The following is a 15,331-nucleotide window of genomic DNA, read 5'->3' as shown; positions in this document are numbered from 1 at the left end:
CGCCTCCACCGTGTTCGGCTGGTCGCAAAGCTCCACGATCGCCGGCCTGGTCATGGCGCAGCTCGACCCGTCCGGCACCCCGCAGCCCGACGCCGGCCTGCAGTTCGTGCTGATCGGCGACCCCAGCGCGCCCAACGGCGGGCTGCTGGAACGCTTCGACGGGTTCACCGCGCCGAGCCTGGGGATCTCCTTCGACGGCGCCACCCCGGCCGACGACTTCCCCACCGACATCTACACCCTCGAATACGACGGCTACCCCGACTTCCCGCGCTACCCCATCGACTTTCTGGCCGACCTCAACGCCGTGCTGGGCACGATCACCCTGCACAGCAGCTATCTCAACGAGGGCCTGGTCCCGCCCGAACCCGGCCCCACGCCCGAGCAGATCGCCACCGCGATTTTGTTGCCGGGCTCGGCGCTGCTGGGTACGCCGGGCAGCCTCACCAACTACTACCTGATTCCCCAGACCCCGCCGCTGGTGACGCTGCTGGCCGATTTCCCGGTGGTCGGCAAACCCCTGGCGGCGCTGCTGGGACCGGATCTGACGGTGCTGATCAACCTGGGCTACGGCCCGGGCAACCTGGGTTATTCGATTCCGGCCAATGTGCCCACCGAGTTCGGGTTGTTCCCCGACGTCAGCGCGGCCACGGTGCTCGGCGAGCTGGCCGCCGGGGCGCAGCAGGGCCTCGCCGCGTTCGCGGCCGACCCTGCCGACTTCTCGCTGCCGAGCATGACCGGTCTTTTAGCGGCGGTCTCGTCCGACGTCAGTGATCCGGCCGCAACGCTGAGCGACCTCGCCCAGGCGTTCTCCAGCGCCGGCGCCTCGCTGGCCGCATTGGGGTTGCAGACAACCGACATCGTCGATGCCGCGGTCATCAGCCTGCCCGCCTACGACGTGAGCCTGTTTGGGGCCCACCTCGCTAACCCCCTCGACGCCGTCGGCCTGCCCCTGGCCGCCGACACCGGCCTGCTCACCCTGGTGGCCAGCATCGAACTCGAGCTCGTCGACGAGGCGCTCACCGCGGTCGTCGGGGATTTCAGCCCCCTGATCCCGTAGCACTGAGAGCCTGTTATCCTACGGGCAGGCTCAGGGAAATCTCAGCACCTACTCACCCGCTTATTGCTAGAGGAGCGGATTTATGCGCCGAGCATCGCGCCTGTACCTCGCCGCCTGCGTCACCGTCCTGGGCGCCGCGCTCGTCGCCGCGCCGCCGCTGGCGCCCAAGCCCCGGGTGCAGGCGCACGCGGTGCAGCTCACCGACGCCGAGGGCACACCCGGCATCGCCGACATCATGGCCGGCAGCGGGACGCCGATTCCGTCCGAGGAGTACGTGGAGCATGTGTTCGACGTGTTCGTCAAGACCCTCCCGCAGTTCGAGAATTACACCCCGGAACCGGTGTTCTATCCCGCCGGGAACTACGCGCTCTACACCGGGGTCAAGAGTCTGCCGCTGGACACCTCGGAGGCGCAGGGCACCCAGATTTTGACCAACATGATCACCCAGCAGGTCGGCGACGGCTTCGACGTGGTCATGAAGGGCCAGTCCCAGAGTTCGACGATCGCCGGCATGACCATGACCGATCTGGCGGCCCAAAACGTGCCCGATGACAAGGTGTCCTTCGTGTTGACCGGTGACCCGAACCTGCCCAACGGCGGTTTGTTCGAACGCGCGGACGGCCTGTATCTGCCCAGCCTGGGGATCACCTTCAACGGCGCGACACCGTCGGATCTGTACCCGACCACGATTTACACGCTGGAATACGACGGGTTCGCCGACGTCTGCCAGTACCCGATCAACGCGCTGTGCGACCTGAATTCGATCCTGGGCATCTTGTACGTGCACCCCACCTACTCGCAGGTCGTCACCCCCGAGCAGCTGGCGGCGGCGATCCCGTGGCCGACCGAGGGCCCGTCGATGACCGACTACTACATTCTGCCCACCGCGGATCTGCCGCTGCTGGACCCGCTGCGCGCGCTGCCGGTCGTCGGCAACCCGCTGGCCGACCTGTTGCAACCCGACCTGGAGGTGCTGGTCAACCTGGGCTACGGCAACCCCGACTACGGCTGGTCGCAGGGCCCGGCCAATGTGCCCACTCCGTTCGGGCTGTTCCCCAGCCTCGCCGACCTGGAGAAGGTGCCCGCCGCCCTGGTGGCCGGCACCCAGCAGGGCATCAGCGACTTCGTGGGTGCGGTGGACTCGGAGGCCACCGCGTTCAGCTCCAGCGCGACGGCGTTTTTGTCGGACCCCTCGGCGGCCCTGTCGAGCATGCTGGGCGAGGTGACCTCGGGGCTCTCCAGCGCGTCTGCGTCGATGGACGCGCTGTCGCTCAGCGGCATCGCCGACGAGTTCACCACCGTGGTCAACGCGCTGACCGGCGCGGTGTCCTCGGCCTATGCCACCCTGCTGCCGACCGCCGACGTGATTACCGCCGTGCTGGTCACCTTGCCCACCTACGACCTGGACCTGTTCGCCCAGGGACTACAAGACGGCAACCTGCTGGAGGCCATCGGCCAGCCCATCGCGTCGGACACCTACCTGATCCAACTGGCCGCCGGATTCGAGATCTTCTCCGTGATCGACCAGGTCACCACGGTGATCGGCGACCTGTCCGGCATCCTCCCGTAAGGCGCATTGCAGCTAAGTCTTATAGAAGAAAAATCTGAGGGTTTCCTAGACGCCGGGGTGCCCGGCGAGGTAGAAAATACCTGAAACCGTCGTCTGTACGTAACCGCATTGTCTGCGCCGGAACCGGGGAGGTCGCCATGTCCGAGGGTAAGCGCCGTTGGGTCGGTCTGGGGCTGGTGGCCGGTGCCGGGGCCAGTGTCTTGACGCTGACCTCGGCGATGCACGCACCGTTCGCCTACGGGGACGCGGAGGACATCGGGCTGATCATCGGCGGCAGCGGCCTGCCCATCCCGGGCGACGGCTATGTCGAGTTGGCTCAGGACCTCTACCTCAAGAACGGCCCGGTCGTCGACGGCGAGATCGTCCCCAACTACCCCGACGTCACCACACCCGGGACGTTGGCCAACGGCTTGTTCACCCCCGAGGGGCTCTACCCACTCACCGGCGTCCACACCCTGCTGCTCAACTACCCGACCTACACCGCCCCCACAGAGGTCGGGACCGTGGACCCCAGTACCGGTGAACCCGTGCAGTTCCCGGCCGGATTCCCCTCCACCAGCTCGTCGGTGGGCCAGGGTGTCGCGATCCTGACCTCCGGCATCCAAGCCAACGAGGCCGCCGGCGACACCAGCACGGTGTTCGGCTACTCCCAAAGCGCCACCATCGCCAGCTACGAGATGCAGCTGCTCGACCCCGCCGGCGCCAACGACGCCGCCGAGCCGGTGAACTTCCTGCTGATCGGGGACCCCAGCGCCCCCAACGGCGGGCTGCTCGCCCGCTTCCCCGGGGCGATCGTCCCCAGTCTGGGCACGGTGTTCGGCAACTCCACCCCGGCCGACGACTTCACCACCGTCATCTACACCCAGGAGTACGACGGCTTCGCCGACTTCCCGCGCTACCCGCTGAACTTCCTGGCAGACCTCAACGCGTTCCTGGGGATCGAATTCATCCACGGCCACTATCTGACCGAGCCGGTGACCGGGGTCGGCCCCACCCCCGAGGAGATCAGCACCGCGCTGACCCTGCCGGTGGCCGGAGAAACCGACACCACCTACTACGCGATTCCGGTCTCCAACCTGCCGCTGCTGGACCCGATCCGCGACCTGCCGGTCATCGGCCAGCCGCTGGCCGACCTGCTGCAACCCGACCTGAAGCTGATCGTCAACCTCGGCTACGGCAACCTGGGCACCGGCCCGCTCGACGGCTTCTCCACCGGCCCCGCCAACGTGCAAACCCCGTTCGGGCTGTTCCCCGACATCAACCCGCTGGATTTCCTGCGTGACCTGCTCACCAACACCGAACTGGGCGTGGCGAACTTCGTCGGCGATTTCACCGGCACCGGACCCGACCCGGTGTCCCTGGCTGCGCTGCCCGATCCCGCCGCGCTGATGTCGACCCTGTCGACCGACGTCACCACGGCGATGACGGCCCTGTCCGACCCGGCCGAGCTGCTGAGCAACGCCATCCTGACGCTGTCCAACGCGGCGTCGACCGCCTACGGCATCCTGCTGCCCACAGCCGACATCCTCAACGCGGTCGTGACCGCGCTGCCCGCCTACGACATCACCCTGTTCACCCAAAACCTGGCCGAAGGCAACCTGCTGGACGCAGTCGGGCTGCCCTTCGCGGCCAACACCGCACTGCTGACTCTGGCCGGCGGTTTCGAATACTCGGTCGTCGCCAGCGCGGCCGGCGAGATCATCGGCGATCTGGGCAGCCTGATCCCGTAACCGGCTCGCCATGGCGTGCACCAGGAGGCATCGGCTGGGTCGCGGTCTGGTGGCAAGTGCCGGTGGCGCTTTGCTGGGCCTGACGTCGATACTGCGCGCGGCGTTCGCGTTCGGCGACGACACCGCGCTGGTGCTGGGGCCCAGCGGTTTCCCGGTCCCGCCGACAACCTACATCGACGCCGCCGACGACCTGTTCCTGCACCTGCCCGCTTCCACCGTCCTACCCTTGACCACGCCCGAAGGGCTCTACCCGGTCACCGGCGTCAACACGTTGCCGTTCGACTCGTCGGTCACCCAGGGAGAAGCCACCCTAAACAACGCGATCAGCCAGCAGATCGCCGCCGGCAACCACGTCGAGGTGTTCGGCTACTCGCAGAGCTCCACCATCGCCTCACTGGAGATGTCGCAGCTGCACGCCGCGGGTGTGAGCCCGTCGGACGTGAGCTTCGTGCTGGTCGGCGACCCCAACAACCCCGACGGCGGGCTCCTGGAACGCTTCGCCGGCTTGAGCATCCCCAGCTTCGGGGCCACGTTCAGCGGCGCGACACCCAGCGATCTGTACCCCACCGACATCTTCACCCACGAATACGACGGCTTCGCCGACTTCCCGCGCTACCCGCTCGACGTCGTGTCCGACCTCAACGCTGTTCTTGGCATCGCCTACGAGCACGCCACCTACCTGGACCCGTCGCAGCTCAGCAACGTCATCGATCTGGGAACCTACGCTGAGACCACCTACTACCTGATTCCGGCCAGCGGCCTGCCGCTGCTGGAGCCGCTGCAGGTGCTCCCCGTCATCGGGCAGCCCCTCTATGACCTGCTCGAACCCGACACCGCCATCCTGGTCAACCTCGGCTACGGCAGCCTGACCCAGGGTTGGGACACCCAGAATCCGCCGGATGCACCCACCCCGTTCGGGTTGTTTCCCACCGACATCAACCCCTCGCAGCTGTTCACCGCACTGGTCACCGGGACACAGCAAGGAATCACCGACTTCGTCGAAGCCCTGCGCTCGCCGTCGTTCGGTTTCGATTTCTCCTCGCTGCAGCCGCTGTTGACTGCGGCCTACACCTTCGGTCTGACCCCGACCCTGATCACCAACCCGCTCGATCCGCCGTCGAACCTGCTGGATCTGATCAACGCGATCAGCACATTCGCCCACGGCGACGTCCCGGTCACGGCCGCCAACATCGTCGACGCGCTCACCGGAACGGTCTCCACCGACATCGCGACCGGACTTCCGTTGGCAGATGCCGCCCTTGCCCTGGCCACCACGCTGCCCCAGTACGACGCGAGCCTCTTCGTCGACGAGCTGGCCGCCGGCAACCTGCTGGCCGCGGTCGGTGATCCCCTCGCCGCCGACGTGGCGCTCGGCCCGTTCGCCCTCGGGTTCGGCCTCCTGCCGCTGGTGGAGGCCGGCGCGATCGGCATCAGCGAGTTCGCCAGCCTGGTGCCCTGACGCTCGCCGCGCCGTTACAGCGAGAACTTCGCCAGCTGCGCGCCGGACAGGTCGGTGATCGTGGGCCACTGGGCGGCGACATCCTCGACCGACGGCGGTTTTTCGAACGTGACGCCCTCGTTCTGGAACAACGCGGTGCGCTGCACCTTGCCGCCGCCGGCGATGAAGATCGACCCGGAATCGGTCGACTCCTCGCTGCACAGGTAGGCCACCACCGGGGCGACGTACTCGGGGGTGAGCTTGGCGAACACCTCGGGCGGCAAGATGTCCTGGGTCATGCGGGTGGCGGCGATCGGCGCCAGCGCATTGGCGTGGATGTTGTACTTGGCGCCCTCCAGGGCCAGCGTGTTGATCAACCCCACCAGCCCCATCTTGGCCGCCCCGTAGTTGGACTGCCCGAAGTTGCCGAACAACCCGCTGGTGGAGGTCGCCACCACGACCCGCCCGTAGCTCTGTTCGCGGAAGTGCGGCCAGGCGGCGCGAAGGACGTTGTACCCGCCGTAGAGGTGAACCTTGAGCACGGCGTCCCAATTCTCGAACGGCATCTTGTGGAAGGTGCCGTCGCGCAGGATCCCGGCGTTGCTGACCACCCCGTGCACCGCGCCGAACTCCTCGAGCGCCGTCTTGACGATGTTGGCGCCGCCTTCCGGGGTGGCGACGCTGTCGTAGTTGGCGACCGCGCGACCGCCCGCGTTCTTGATCTCCACGACCACCTCGTCGGCCATCGCCGATCCCGCCCCGGTACCGTCGCGCGCCCCACCGAGGTCGTTGACCACGACACTGGCGCCCTCGCGGGCCAGGGTCAGGGCGTACTCGCGCCCCAATCCCCCGCCGGCACCGGTGACGACGATGACGCGATCCTGCACTCCGGGCATAGCTATCCCTTTCTGGCTGTCCTGTCTGGGCTCGATTGCCGTCGGTTCGCCGGTCTAGAACAGCCGGCGGGCCAACTTCCACGCCTTGTCTGTATACGGGGGATACAGCAGGGCCGAGAGATCGGGTCGGGTCGGTTTGGTGAGCACCGACTTGCGGTGACTGAATTCCTCGAAACCCCACCGGCCGTGGTAGGCGCCGATGCCCGAGGAGCCGACACCGCCGAACGGCAGCTTGGCGGTGGTCACCTGGAAAGCGAGATGGTTGACCACCATGCCGCCGGCAGGCACTTCCCTGATCACCCGCTCCCGCACGGTTTTACTGCCGGTGAACAGGTACGCCGACAGCGGTTTGGGCCGAGAGTTGACGAATTGTATTGCCTCGTCGAGGGATCGGACCGTGATCACCGGCAAGATCGGCCCGAAGATCTCGTTGGTCATCAGCGCGTCGCCGGGATCGGGATCGACGACGACGGTCGGCTCGATCCGCAGCCCGGCGGCGTCGCACGTGCCGCCCAGCGCGATCGTGCCCTTGGTGTCGCTCAGATATCCCGCCAGCCGATCGAACTGGCGCTTGTTGACGATGCGCAGCCCGCCCGGGTCGTCGGCGCCGAACCTGGTGATCGCCGCTCCGATCTTGTCGACCAGCGCGTCGCGGATCGTGACGTCGGCCAGCACGTAGTCGGGTGCGACGCACGTCTGACCTGCGTTGAGCAGTTTGATCCAGGCGATCCGTTTGGCGGCCACCTCGACATCGGCGTCGGCGGCCACGATCACCGGGCTTTTGCCGCCCAGCTCCAGCGTGACCGGGGTCAGATGCGGCGCCGCGCCTTCGTAGACCTTGCGGCCGATCTCGGTGCCGCCGGTGAACATCACCCGGTCGAAGCCCTGCGCGATCAGTTCCTGGCTCACCGCGCCGTCGCCCTCGATCACCGCCACCGCGTCGGTGTCGAGGTACTTCGCCGCCAGCTCGGCCATCAGCGCCGACGACGCGGGGGCGATCTCGGAAGGCTTGAGCACCACGGCGTTTCCGGCGGCGATCGCCCCGACCGCCGGGCCGAGCGTCAAATAGAACGGGTAGTTCCAGGCGCCGATGATCAGCACCGTGCCGTAGGGCTCGTATTCCACCCAGCCGCGGCCGGGCAGTTGCGCCAGCTCGAGCAGCCGATACGCGCGGCGCATCCATTTCTTGACGTGCTTGGCGGCGTAGCGCGCCTCGGCGGCAGTCGCCGCGGTGTCGGCCAGCCAGGCCTCGAACGGCTTGCGGCACAGATCCGCGTGCAGCGCGGCGGCGATCTCGGCCTCGTTGTCGGTCATCATCTTCTCGAGCGCGCGCAATTGGGTGCGCCGCCACTGCAGGCTGCGAGTCTTTCCGCTGGCGAAGGTTTTCCGCAGCTGCGCGACCGTCTTGGGGATGTCCGGTCCCGCGGGCGAGCCGACCCCGGCGGATGCGGTGTTTGCTGCGGCGTCGGTGGTCATCGGTCCCCTTCCTGGCCGGCGGAAACCTTATCGTAACCAACCACCCGGTTGGGCAACAGGTGGCCGGGGTGATCCCCGGGGGCTCAGGCGATTTTTTCGGCCGTGACGAATTGGGCGAGAGCGTCCTTGTCGTCGGCCATCGGCGCGTCGGGCACCCAGCGGTGAAGCCGGCGCATCTCGTCGCCCGAGTGGTGCGCGCTCGCCCGCCAGCCGTGCCGATCGAGCCAGTCGGCGACGTCCGCGCGGTCGTCGTCGTGATAGATCAGGTCGCTCACGTCCACCGTCGGCTCCAGACCGAGTTGGTCGGCCACCTTCTGGAACCGTTCACGCATCTCCTGGCGCCGCTCGTCGGCACGACGGGCCGCGGTTTCCACCGCGAGGCGGCTGCCGGGCGCGCTGAGCGCGGTGATCTGCTCGAACAGCCGATCCTGCGCGTCGGCCGGCAGGTACATCAGCAGACCCTCGGCCAGCCAGGCCGTCGGGACCGCCGGGTCGAAGCCGGCACCGCACAGCGCACCCGGCCAGTCGCGGCGCAGGTCGATCGGCACCTCGCGACGCTCGGCCGACGGGGCCACGCCGTGGGCGGCCAGGGTCGCGGTTTTGTAGGCGATCACCTTGGGCTGGTCGATCTCGTACACGGTGGTGCCGGCCGGCCAGTCCAGCCGGTAGGCCCGGGAATCCAGCCCCGATGCCACGATCACCACCTGCCGGACGCCGGCATCCATCGCGGCGGCGAAAAAGGCGTCGAAGAAGTGCGTGCGCACCGCCTGGTAGCTGCGCATGTGCGCAAAGACCGCGGCGATCTCGGGGTCGAGCGCTTCGACTTTGGCCACCATCGACGCGTCGAGCACGCTCTCCCACACGCCGACCCCGGCGTTGCGGACCAGGATCCCCGCGTAGGGGTCGCGGATCAGCGGGTCGGGGCCGTCGGTTTCGATCGCGCGGGCGGCAGCCACCATCACCGCGGTGGAGCCGACGCTGGTGGCGATGTCCCAGGTGTCGTCATCGGTGCGCGCGGTGCTCACGGTGTGTCCCCGAGCCGCGCCCGGATCAAGGTGCTGGTGATCGCCTCGGCGACCAGGTCCTGCGGGATGGGCCGGCCGAGTCGGGCCATTTCGTCGGCATTGGCCACCGCGTGGACCTGCCAGCCGTGTTCGGTCAGCCACTGCGCGGGGTCGGCGCGGCCGGTGTCGCCGAAGGTCAGTGCCTCGACGTCGATGTCCAGACCCAGCCGCTGCAGCCGTGCCCGCCGGGCCCGCCGGACCGCCCGGCGCCGCGCCTCGTTGGCCGGGTCGACGTGGAATTCCTCGACGCCGATCCAGCTGCCGAGGACGCTGAGCGCCGCAGCCCTTTCGAACAGCCGATTCTGCGCATCGGCCGGCAGGTACGGCAGCAGACCCTCGGCCAGCCAGGCGACGGGTTGGCTGGGGTCGTATCCCGCGGCGGTCAGTGCGGCCGGCCAGTCGTCGCGCAGGTCACAGGCTATCGGACGCCGTGTCGCGGCGGGAGCCGCGCCCGCCGATTCCAGCGTATCCGCCTTGTAGCGCAACACCTCGGGCTGGTCGATCTCGTAGACCGTGGTGCCGGACGGCCAATCCAGCCGATACGCGCGCGAATCCAGACCCGCGGCAAGGATGACCACCTGACGGACGCCGGCCTGCGCGGCGCGGTCGAAGTACTCGTCGAAGAAATGGGTCCGCACCGCCTGGTAGTCACAGGCCACGCGGTGGGCTCGCCGCAGCTGCTCGTCGTCGCCGATCCACTCCAGGTCGGGGCTGGCCAGCCGCGTCCAGGCCGGCCCGGCCGCTGACACCAGCACGTCGGCGAACTGGTCACGGATCAGCGGGTCGGCCGATGCGGTCTCGACCGCGCGGGCGGCGGCCACCATCATCGCGGTGGAGCCGACGCTGCTGACGATGTCCCAGCTGTCGCCGTCGGTCCGGATCGAGCGCACCTCGTCGAGATCAGTCATAACGCCAGCGATGATACCGAATAAGTTAGGTAAACTATATGCTGGTGTGCGCTATCTCACCGCACCAGGATGCCGGCCAATAGCCGTCGCAGTTGGGTGGCGATGGCGGCCATCGTGTGCGCGTTGTCCGCAAATCCGGCGTAGAAGACCACCCCGTACAACACGGCCAGCAGCAACTCCGTCAACGACGCGGCATCGGTGTCGGCGGAAAGTTCGCCCCGCTCGACCGCCGCGGCGACGGACCCGGCCAAGAAGGTGCGGATAGGGCCGATGGCATCGTCGTAGTCAAGTTCGCGATGCCGTTGGATTTCCAACACGGAGGTAACCAAAAATCTTGTCGCTGAGCTATTTTCGCCATCGGTGTCGATCGCGGCAGCCAGCAGTGCCGACACCCGGCCACCCAGTGTCGTTTCGTGCTGCGCCCGCGCGATACCGGTGTTGACGATCAGTTCGGTCGTTTGTCTCACGACTTCCCGAAACAGCGCCCGCTTACTCGGAAAATAGTGATTGATCGCGGGCCGGGTCAGGTCGGCGCGCAGCGCGATCTCCTGAAAAGTGGTGGCGTCGTAGCCTCGTTCGCTGAACACCTCCCGGGCCGCAAGCGTGATGCGCTTGCGGGTGTCGGCCGCCTTGGCTGCGGGAGGGCGACCGGGTCCCCGGCTCGCGGGGTGCGGCACGGCTAAATTGTGCCACACCTCACACTGCCGACCGATCGGATCAGCGGAGCCCGGGTTGCCGTCACGAGGCAGTTGATTGTGCGTTTTCATCCGCTCCCGACGGCGTGTCGCGTACGAATCCGCACAGTCGACGGGCTATCGAGCGGCGCGGTGTTTGATAGCCTGCCGCACATGCCAGATTCGGCTGCCGACGTCCGGCCGGGCAAATCCGTCCGGGATGCCGGGTATCTGCGCAAGTGGCTCGTCCTGGGCGGCATCGTTGGCGTCATCGCCGGCCTCGGGGCAGTCGTCTTCTATCTGGCCCTGACCTACACCACCGACGTTCTGCTCGGCCGGCTGGCCGGCTACCACGTCCCCACCCCGCGCAGCGAGGGCGGCAACCCCGGATCCCCCGGCTACGTCCGGCCGTGGGCTATTCCGTTGGTGACGACGGCGGGTGCGTTGGTGTCGGCGGCCATCGTGGCCAGGTTCGCGCCGGAAGCCAAAGGCCACGGCACCGACGACGCTATCGAGGCCGTCCACACCGACCCGCGCTCGATCCGGGCCCGCGTGGTGCTGGTGAAGATCGTGGCCAGCGCGTTGACCATCGGCTCAGGCGGATCCGGTGGCCGCGAAGGCCCCACCGCCCAGATCTCGGCCGGTTTCGGCTCGCTGCTGGCCCGTCGGCTGAACCTCACCGACGACGACGCCCGGGTCGTTGTGGCCCTGGGCATCGGCGCCGGCATCGGAGCCATTTTCGGCGCACCGCTGGGCGGGGCGGTGCTGGCCGCGTCGATCGTCTACCGCGAAGATTTCGAATACCGAACGCTGTACCCGGGTTTCGTCACCTCGGCCACGGCATACGCGGTGTTCGGCTCCTTCCTGGGCTTCGCCCCGATGTTCGGCTACATCGATGCCGAGTACCGCTTCGAGCAGGCCTGGCCGCTGGTGTGGTTCGTCGTCCTCGGGGTCGCGGCGGCGGGAGTCGGCTGGCTCTACGCTCGCATCTTCTACGGGACGGTCGCGGTGACCGAGCGGCTGCGGCTGCCCGCCGGCGCGGTCCTCAAGCCCACCCTGGGCGGCCTGCTGGTGGGGTTGGTGGCCTTGCCGATCCCGCAGATCCTCAGCAGTGGTTACGGCTGGATACAACTGGCCGCCGACACCGCGACACTCTCGGCGATTCCGTTGTGGATCGTCGTGCTGCTCCCGATCGCCAAGATCATCGCCACGGCGCTGTCGATCGGCACCGGCGGATCCGGCGGCATCTTCGGACCCGGGATGGTGATCGGGGCCTTCGTGGGAGCGGCTCTCTGGCGCGTCGGCGAGCTGGCGCAGCTGCCCGGAGTGCCGGACACCCCGGGGATCTTCGTGGTGGTGGGAATGATGGCGTGCTTCGGCAGCGTCGCCCACGCACCGCTGGCCATCATGATCATGGTCGCGGAGATGACCGGATCCTTCTCGGTGGTGCCGGGAGCGATCATCGCGGTGGGGATCGCGGCGTTGCTGATGTCTCGCACCACGGTGTCGATCTACCGGGCCCAGCGCCTCAACCGCGAAGCCGCCGAAGCAGCACGCGCGCACGATTGACCGCCCATCGCGCGAAGCGACAGGATGACGGTGTGACCACTCCGTTCGACGACCCGCAGGCCGAATTGGCGTGGATGTTTTTGCAGTGTCTCGGCGATTCGAGTGACCTGGACGAATGCTTCGCGCTGCTGAGCGACGACTTCACCTACTGGAATAGCGTCAATGCCACCGCGGTCGACACGGCGCAGCTGCGCCGGGGGATCCGGCAGCGCGGGCGTCCCGGCCCAGTCCGCTTCGAGCTCATCCGGTGCCTCAATGACGGCGAGGCCGTCGTGGTGGAGGCTCAGGGCCACGGCACCACCGCCGACGGGCGCCGCTTCGACAGTCCCTACGTGTTCATCTTCGAGACCCATGACGGGCTGATCACCGGTCTGCGTGAGTACAGCGATGCGCGTCTGGCGGCCCAGCTGTTCGACACGCTCTGATTCCGGACCGGCTAACCGCTCTCGACGCTGATGTCGGCTTTGTCAGGATAAAACGCGACATGGCCGGCGATCGCGGCGACCGCGGGATAGGGCTGCTCGTAGCACCAGATCACGTCCTCGACGGTGTCCCCGGCCGCGGTCGTGACGCTGTAATAGCCGGCTTCGCCCTTATACGGGCAGTAGCTGCTGGTCGCGGTGCGCGTCAGCACCTCGTGCACCACATCGGCCATCGGAATGTACTGCACCACCGGCAAAGTGGACTCTTTCAGGCTGAGTGCGCGAGAGGTGTCCGCGACGAGCTGGCCACGGACGCGGACCTGCACCCGGCCGCGGGTCGGCGTGATCGTGATCGGATGCTCGGCGCCGGGCTCCAGGACAGGCCGCTCGGTCATGGCGACATCGTCTCACGAAAGCACGCGTCGATCACGGCGCTGCTGCATCCAGAATCGGGCCGCCTCGCGGATGGATTCTTCGACCGGGCGCGGCTGCCAGCCGAGCTCGCGCACCGCCTTGCTGTGGTCGAGCGCGGCTTCGGATCGCATCATCCGCACCGAGGCGAGACTGAGTTGAGCGTCCGTGCCGCTGAGTCGGGCCCGCAGACTACCCAGCGCCCCCAACGCGTAGAGCACCGGCACCGGAATCGAGCGGCGCGGCGGCGGCACCCCGGCCTCGTCGGCCGCGATACGCACGACCTCTTTCAACGGCATCATCCGCTCGGAGATCAGATACCGTTCGCCGTTGCGCCCGTGTTGGGCGGCCAGGATCAGCGCCCGGGCCGCGTCGTCGACACCGACGACTTCCAGTTCGATGCCGTCCATCAGGAACGGCAGCTTGCCGAAGACCGCGCCGGCGATGAACGCCCCGTGCGGGGTGCGGCCCCAGTCACCGCTGCCGTATGTCGTGGAGACGCACATCGCGACGGCGGGCAGGCCGGCCTGCGCGGCATAGCGCAGCACCAGATCCTCGGCCTGCACCCGCGATTTCACGTAGGGGGTGAGTCGGCGACGCACGACGTGGTCGTCTTCGGTGGCCACCTGGCCGCGGCGACGGCCCACCGTCGCGTAGGTGCTGGTGAAGACGAAGCGGTGCAAGTGGGCGGCTATTGCTTCTTCGCAGGCCACGTCCAGGACATTGCGCAGACCGTCGACGTTGGTGCGAAACAGCGGCGACGGATCGCGCAGCCAGGCGCGGGTGTCGACCACGCAGTAGTAGACGTCGTCGCAACCGTCCATGGCCGCACGCAGCGTGGCGGTGTCGAACACGTCGCCGTAAAAGCGGGTGAGCGTCACGTCGTCGATGCTGCGGGTATCGGCATGCGGGCGCACCATCGCCCGCACCGCGGCCCCGCCGGCGACCAGCTGGCGGGTGACATGGGAGCCCAGGAAACCGTTGGCGCCGATGACCAGCTTGGGTCGGGTGCTCATGGCTGTTCTCCGTGCCGGCGCATCCACCGGGCGGCGTCGTCGTCGAGCGTTCCGAGGGCTTGTGCTTTTTTGCACCACGTCATCGCCGCCCGCGCGAAACGCAGCGGGTTGTAGATGTCTTCTTGACGGCACCACCGCCCGTCGCCGGCATAGGTGATGATCGAGATGTTGGTGGCGCTGATGACGGTGCCGTCGCCGGGATCGGTCATCATGTTGTCCAGCTCGCAGATGATCCGCGCGGTGGGTTCGTCGATCACCGACCACAACGACGGAAACGCGGTCATGTGGCTGCCGGGGAACGTCGTCATCGTCGTGCGGATCCAGCGGCGCACGGCGTCGCGGCCCTTCATCGTGCCGGCCGCGTGCTCGATGTAGTCGACGTCGGGCGTGTACTGCTCGACCCAGGCGTCCCAGTCTCTGGTGGCGGCGGCCCGGGCGACCGTCTGCTCGAATCTCACGAAGGCCGCCTCGAGTTCGGCGCGGGTGAAGGTGCCGGTCCTCACAGGTCAAACTAGAACACGTTCTACCGGGTTTTGTCGAGCAGTTCGTATCCTCGAATCATGACCAGCAACAGGGCGATCTTGGCGGGTGGCTGCTTTTGGGGCGTGCAGGAACTGTTTCGCAAGCAGCCGGGCGTAATTTCGACGCGGGTCGGCTACACCGGCGGCGACATCCCCAACGCCACCTACCGCAATCACGGCACGCACGCCGAGGCCGTCGAAATCATCTACGACCCGCAGCGCACGGACTATCGCACGCTGTTGGAGTTCTTTTTCCAGATCCACGACCCCACCACGAAGAACCGGCAGGGCAACGACATCGGCACCAGTTATCGGTCGGCGATCTTCTACCTCGACGACGAGCAGAAGCGCATCGCGGAGGAGACCATCGCCGACGTCGACGCGTCCGGCCTCTGGCCGGGCAAGGTGGTCACCGAGGTCAGCCCCGCCGGGGACTTCTGGGAGGCCGAGCCGGAGCACCAGGACTATCTGCAGCGCTATCCCACGGGCTACACCTGCCATTTCGCCCGGCCGGACTGGAAGCTGCCGCGCCGCGCCGGCGTCGACTAGGAGCCGGAATGGGCGCGAGATTGCGCCTAT

At 67.7% G+C, this 15,331-nt stretch carries 15 protein-coding genes; 7 read left to right on the top strand and 8 right to left on the bottom strand.

What is annotated here, in order from left to right:
• From F6Q13_RS04440 to F6Q13_RS04425, 4 genes are all read left to right on the top strand, one after another.
• A partial coding sequence (locus F6Q13_RS04440) for a PE-PPE domain-containing protein (protein ID WP_293052812.1) occupies window positions 1-1,057 on the top strand: 1,057 nt, incomplete at its 5' end.
• 82 nt (window positions 1,058-1,139) lie between these two features.
• Window positions 1,140-2,627, top strand: coding sequence for a PE-PPE domain-containing protein (locus tag F6Q13_RS04435; protein WP_293052809.1), 1,488 nt, complete (start codon window positions 1,140-1,142; stop codon window positions 2,625-2,627).
• Window positions 2,628-2,764: 137 nt separating this feature from the next.
• Window positions 2,765-4,357 (top strand): PE-PPE domain-containing protein, encoded by a 1,593-nt coding sequence (locus tag F6Q13_RS04430; protein ID WP_293052806.1) that lies wholly within the window; start codon window positions 2,765-2,767, stop codon window positions 4,355-4,357.
• Between the two features lie 49 nt (window positions 4,358-4,406).
• Window positions 4,407-5,816 carry a PE-PPE domain-containing protein gene (locus F6Q13_RS04425; RefSeq protein ID WP_293052803.1) on the top strand — a complete coding sequence of 470 codons (1,410 nt, stop codon included), beginning with the start codon at window positions 4,407-4,409 and terminating at the stop codon, window positions 5,814-5,816.
• 14 nt (window positions 5,817-5,830) lie between these two features.
• On the opposite strand, the gene F6Q13_RS04420 is transcribed toward F6Q13_RS04425, so the two are convergent.
• The 5 genes from F6Q13_RS04420 to F6Q13_RS04400 form a co-directional block, all read right to left on the bottom strand.
• The gene (locus tag F6Q13_RS04420; RefSeq protein ID WP_293052800.1) at window positions 5,831-6,691 is read right to left on the bottom strand and encodes an SDR family oxidoreductase; all 861 of its coding nucleotides are present in this window, start codon (window positions 6,689-6,691) and stop codon (window positions 5,831-5,833) included.
• A gap of 54 nt (window positions 6,692-6,745) precedes the next feature.
• Window positions 6,746-8,167 (bottom strand): aldehyde dehydrogenase family protein, encoded by a 1,422-nt coding sequence (locus F6Q13_RS04415; RefSeq protein WP_293052798.1) that lies wholly within the window; start codon window positions 8,165-8,167, stop codon window positions 6,746-6,748.
• Between the two features lie 83 nt (window positions 8,168-8,250).
• Window positions 8,251-9,192: a class I SAM-dependent methyltransferase gene (locus F6Q13_RS04410; RefSeq protein WP_293052795.1), complete on the bottom strand. Its 942-nt coding sequence runs from the start codon at window positions 9,190-9,192 to the stop codon at window positions 8,251-8,253.
• Window positions 9,189-10,139 (bottom strand): class I SAM-dependent methyltransferase, encoded by a 951-nt coding sequence (locus tag F6Q13_RS04405; RefSeq protein WP_293052792.1) that lies wholly within the window; start codon window positions 10,137-10,139, stop codon window positions 9,189-9,191. Before F6Q13_RS04405 ends, F6Q13_RS04410 begins: the two co-directional genes overlap by 4 nt.
• 56 nt (window positions 10,140-10,195) lie before the next feature.
• Complete coding sequence (locus F6Q13_RS04400; RefSeq protein ID WP_293052789.1) at window positions 10,196-10,816, bottom strand: TetR/AcrR family transcriptional regulator; 621 nt, start codon at window positions 10,814-10,816, stop codon at window positions 10,196-10,198.
• A gap of 171 nt (window positions 10,817-10,987) precedes the next feature.
• On the opposite strand from F6Q13_RS04400, the gene F6Q13_RS04395 reads away from it, so the two are divergent.
• Together F6Q13_RS04395 and F6Q13_RS04390 are read left to right on the top strand one after the other, a co-directional pair.
• On the top strand, window positions 10,988-12,382 hold the full coding sequence (locus tag F6Q13_RS04395) for a chloride channel protein (RefSeq protein WP_293052786.1): 1,395 nt from the start codon (window positions 10,988-10,990) through the stop codon (window positions 12,380-12,382).
• Between the two features lie 74 nt (window positions 12,383-12,456).
• Window positions 12,457-12,807, top strand: a complete 351-nt coding sequence (locus F6Q13_RS04390) for a nuclear transport factor 2 family protein (RefSeq protein ID WP_293052832.1) — start codon at window positions 12,457-12,459, stop codon at window positions 12,805-12,807.
• An 11-nt stretch (window positions 12,808-12,818) separates the two neighbouring features.
• Here F6Q13_RS04390 and F6Q13_RS04385 read toward each other — a convergent pair whose 3' ends face one another.
• From F6Q13_RS04385 to F6Q13_RS04375, 3 genes are read right to left on the bottom strand one after another with little or no spacing between them, the layout of a single operon-like run.
• Window positions 12,819-13,199 carry a DUF427 domain-containing protein gene (locus tag F6Q13_RS04385; protein ID WP_293052783.1) on the bottom strand — a complete coding sequence of 127 codons (381 nt, stop codon included), beginning with the start codon at window positions 13,197-13,199 and terminating at the stop codon, window positions 12,819-12,821.
• 12 nt (window positions 13,200-13,211) lie between these two features.
• Window positions 13,212-14,231 carry an NAD-dependent epimerase/dehydratase family protein gene (locus tag F6Q13_RS04380; protein ID WP_293052781.1) on the bottom strand — a complete coding sequence of 340 codons (1,020 nt, stop codon included), beginning with the start codon at window positions 14,229-14,231 and terminating at the stop codon, window positions 13,212-13,214.
• Window positions 14,228-14,734: a nuclear transport factor 2 family protein gene (locus F6Q13_RS04375; protein ID WP_293052778.1), complete on the bottom strand. Its 507-nt coding sequence runs from the start codon at window positions 14,732-14,734 to the stop codon at window positions 14,228-14,230. Before F6Q13_RS04375 ends, F6Q13_RS04380 begins: the two co-directional genes overlap by 4 nt.
• 57 nt (window positions 14,735-14,791) lie before the next feature.
• On the opposite strand from F6Q13_RS04375, the gene msrA reads away from it, so the two are divergent.
• Entirely contained in the window at window positions 14,792-15,301 is a 510-nt protein-coding gene (gene msrA / locus F6Q13_RS04370; protein WP_293052775.1) for a peptide-methionine (S)-S-oxide reductase MsrA, read from the top strand.
• The last annotated feature ends 30 nt before the right edge of the window (window positions 15,302-15,331 follow it).

Origin of the sequence: Mycobacterium sp., from assembly GCF_008709575.1 — a bacterium.
GTDB lineage: Bacteria > Actinomycetota > Actinomycetes > Mycobacteriales > Mycobacteriaceae > Mycobacterium.
This window is presented reverse-complemented; position numbering and strand designations above follow the sequence as displayed.

Excerpts from the sequence above, each read along its gene's own strand:
- F6Q13_RS04405 (WP_293052792.1), bottom strand. The coding sequence starts at position 10,139 with ATGACTGATCTCGACGAGGTGCGCTCGATCCGGACCGACGGCGACAGC.
- F6Q13_RS04415 (WP_293052798.1), bottom strand. The coding sequence starts at position 8,167 with ATGACCACCGACGCCGCAGCAAACACCGCATCCGCCGGGGTCGGCTCG.
- F6Q13_RS04395 (WP_293052786.1), top strand. The coding sequence starts at position 10,988 with ATGCCAGATTCGGCTGCCGACGTCCGGCCGGGCAAATCCGTCCGGGAT.
- F6Q13_RS04385 (WP_293052783.1), bottom strand. The coding sequence starts at position 13,199 with ATGACCGAGCGGCCTGTCCTGGAGCCCGGCGCCGAGCATCCGATCACG.
- F6Q13_RS04435 (WP_293052809.1), top strand. The coding sequence starts at position 1,140 with ATGCGCCGAGCATCGCGCCTGTACCTCGCCGCCTGCGTCACCGTCCTG.
- F6Q13_RS04390 (WP_293052832.1), top strand. The coding sequence starts at position 12,457 with ATGTTTTTGCAGTGTCTCGGCGATTCGAGTGACCTGGACGAATGCTTC.
- F6Q13_RS04430 (WP_293052806.1), top strand. The coding sequence starts at position 2,765 with ATGTCCGAGGGTAAGCGCCGTTGGGTCGGTCTGGGGCTGGTGGCCGGT.
- F6Q13_RS04420 (WP_293052800.1), bottom strand. The coding sequence starts at position 6,691 with ATGCCCGGAGTGCAGGATCGCGTCATCGTCGTCACCGGTGCCGGCGGG.
- F6Q13_RS04380 (WP_293052781.1), bottom strand. The coding sequence starts at position 14,231 with ATGAGCACCCGACCCAAGCTGGTCATCGGCGCCAACGGTTTCCTGGGC.
- msrA (WP_293052775.1), top strand. The coding sequence starts at position 14,792 with ATGACCAGCAACAGGGCGATCTTGGCGGGTGGCTGCTTTTGGGGCGTG.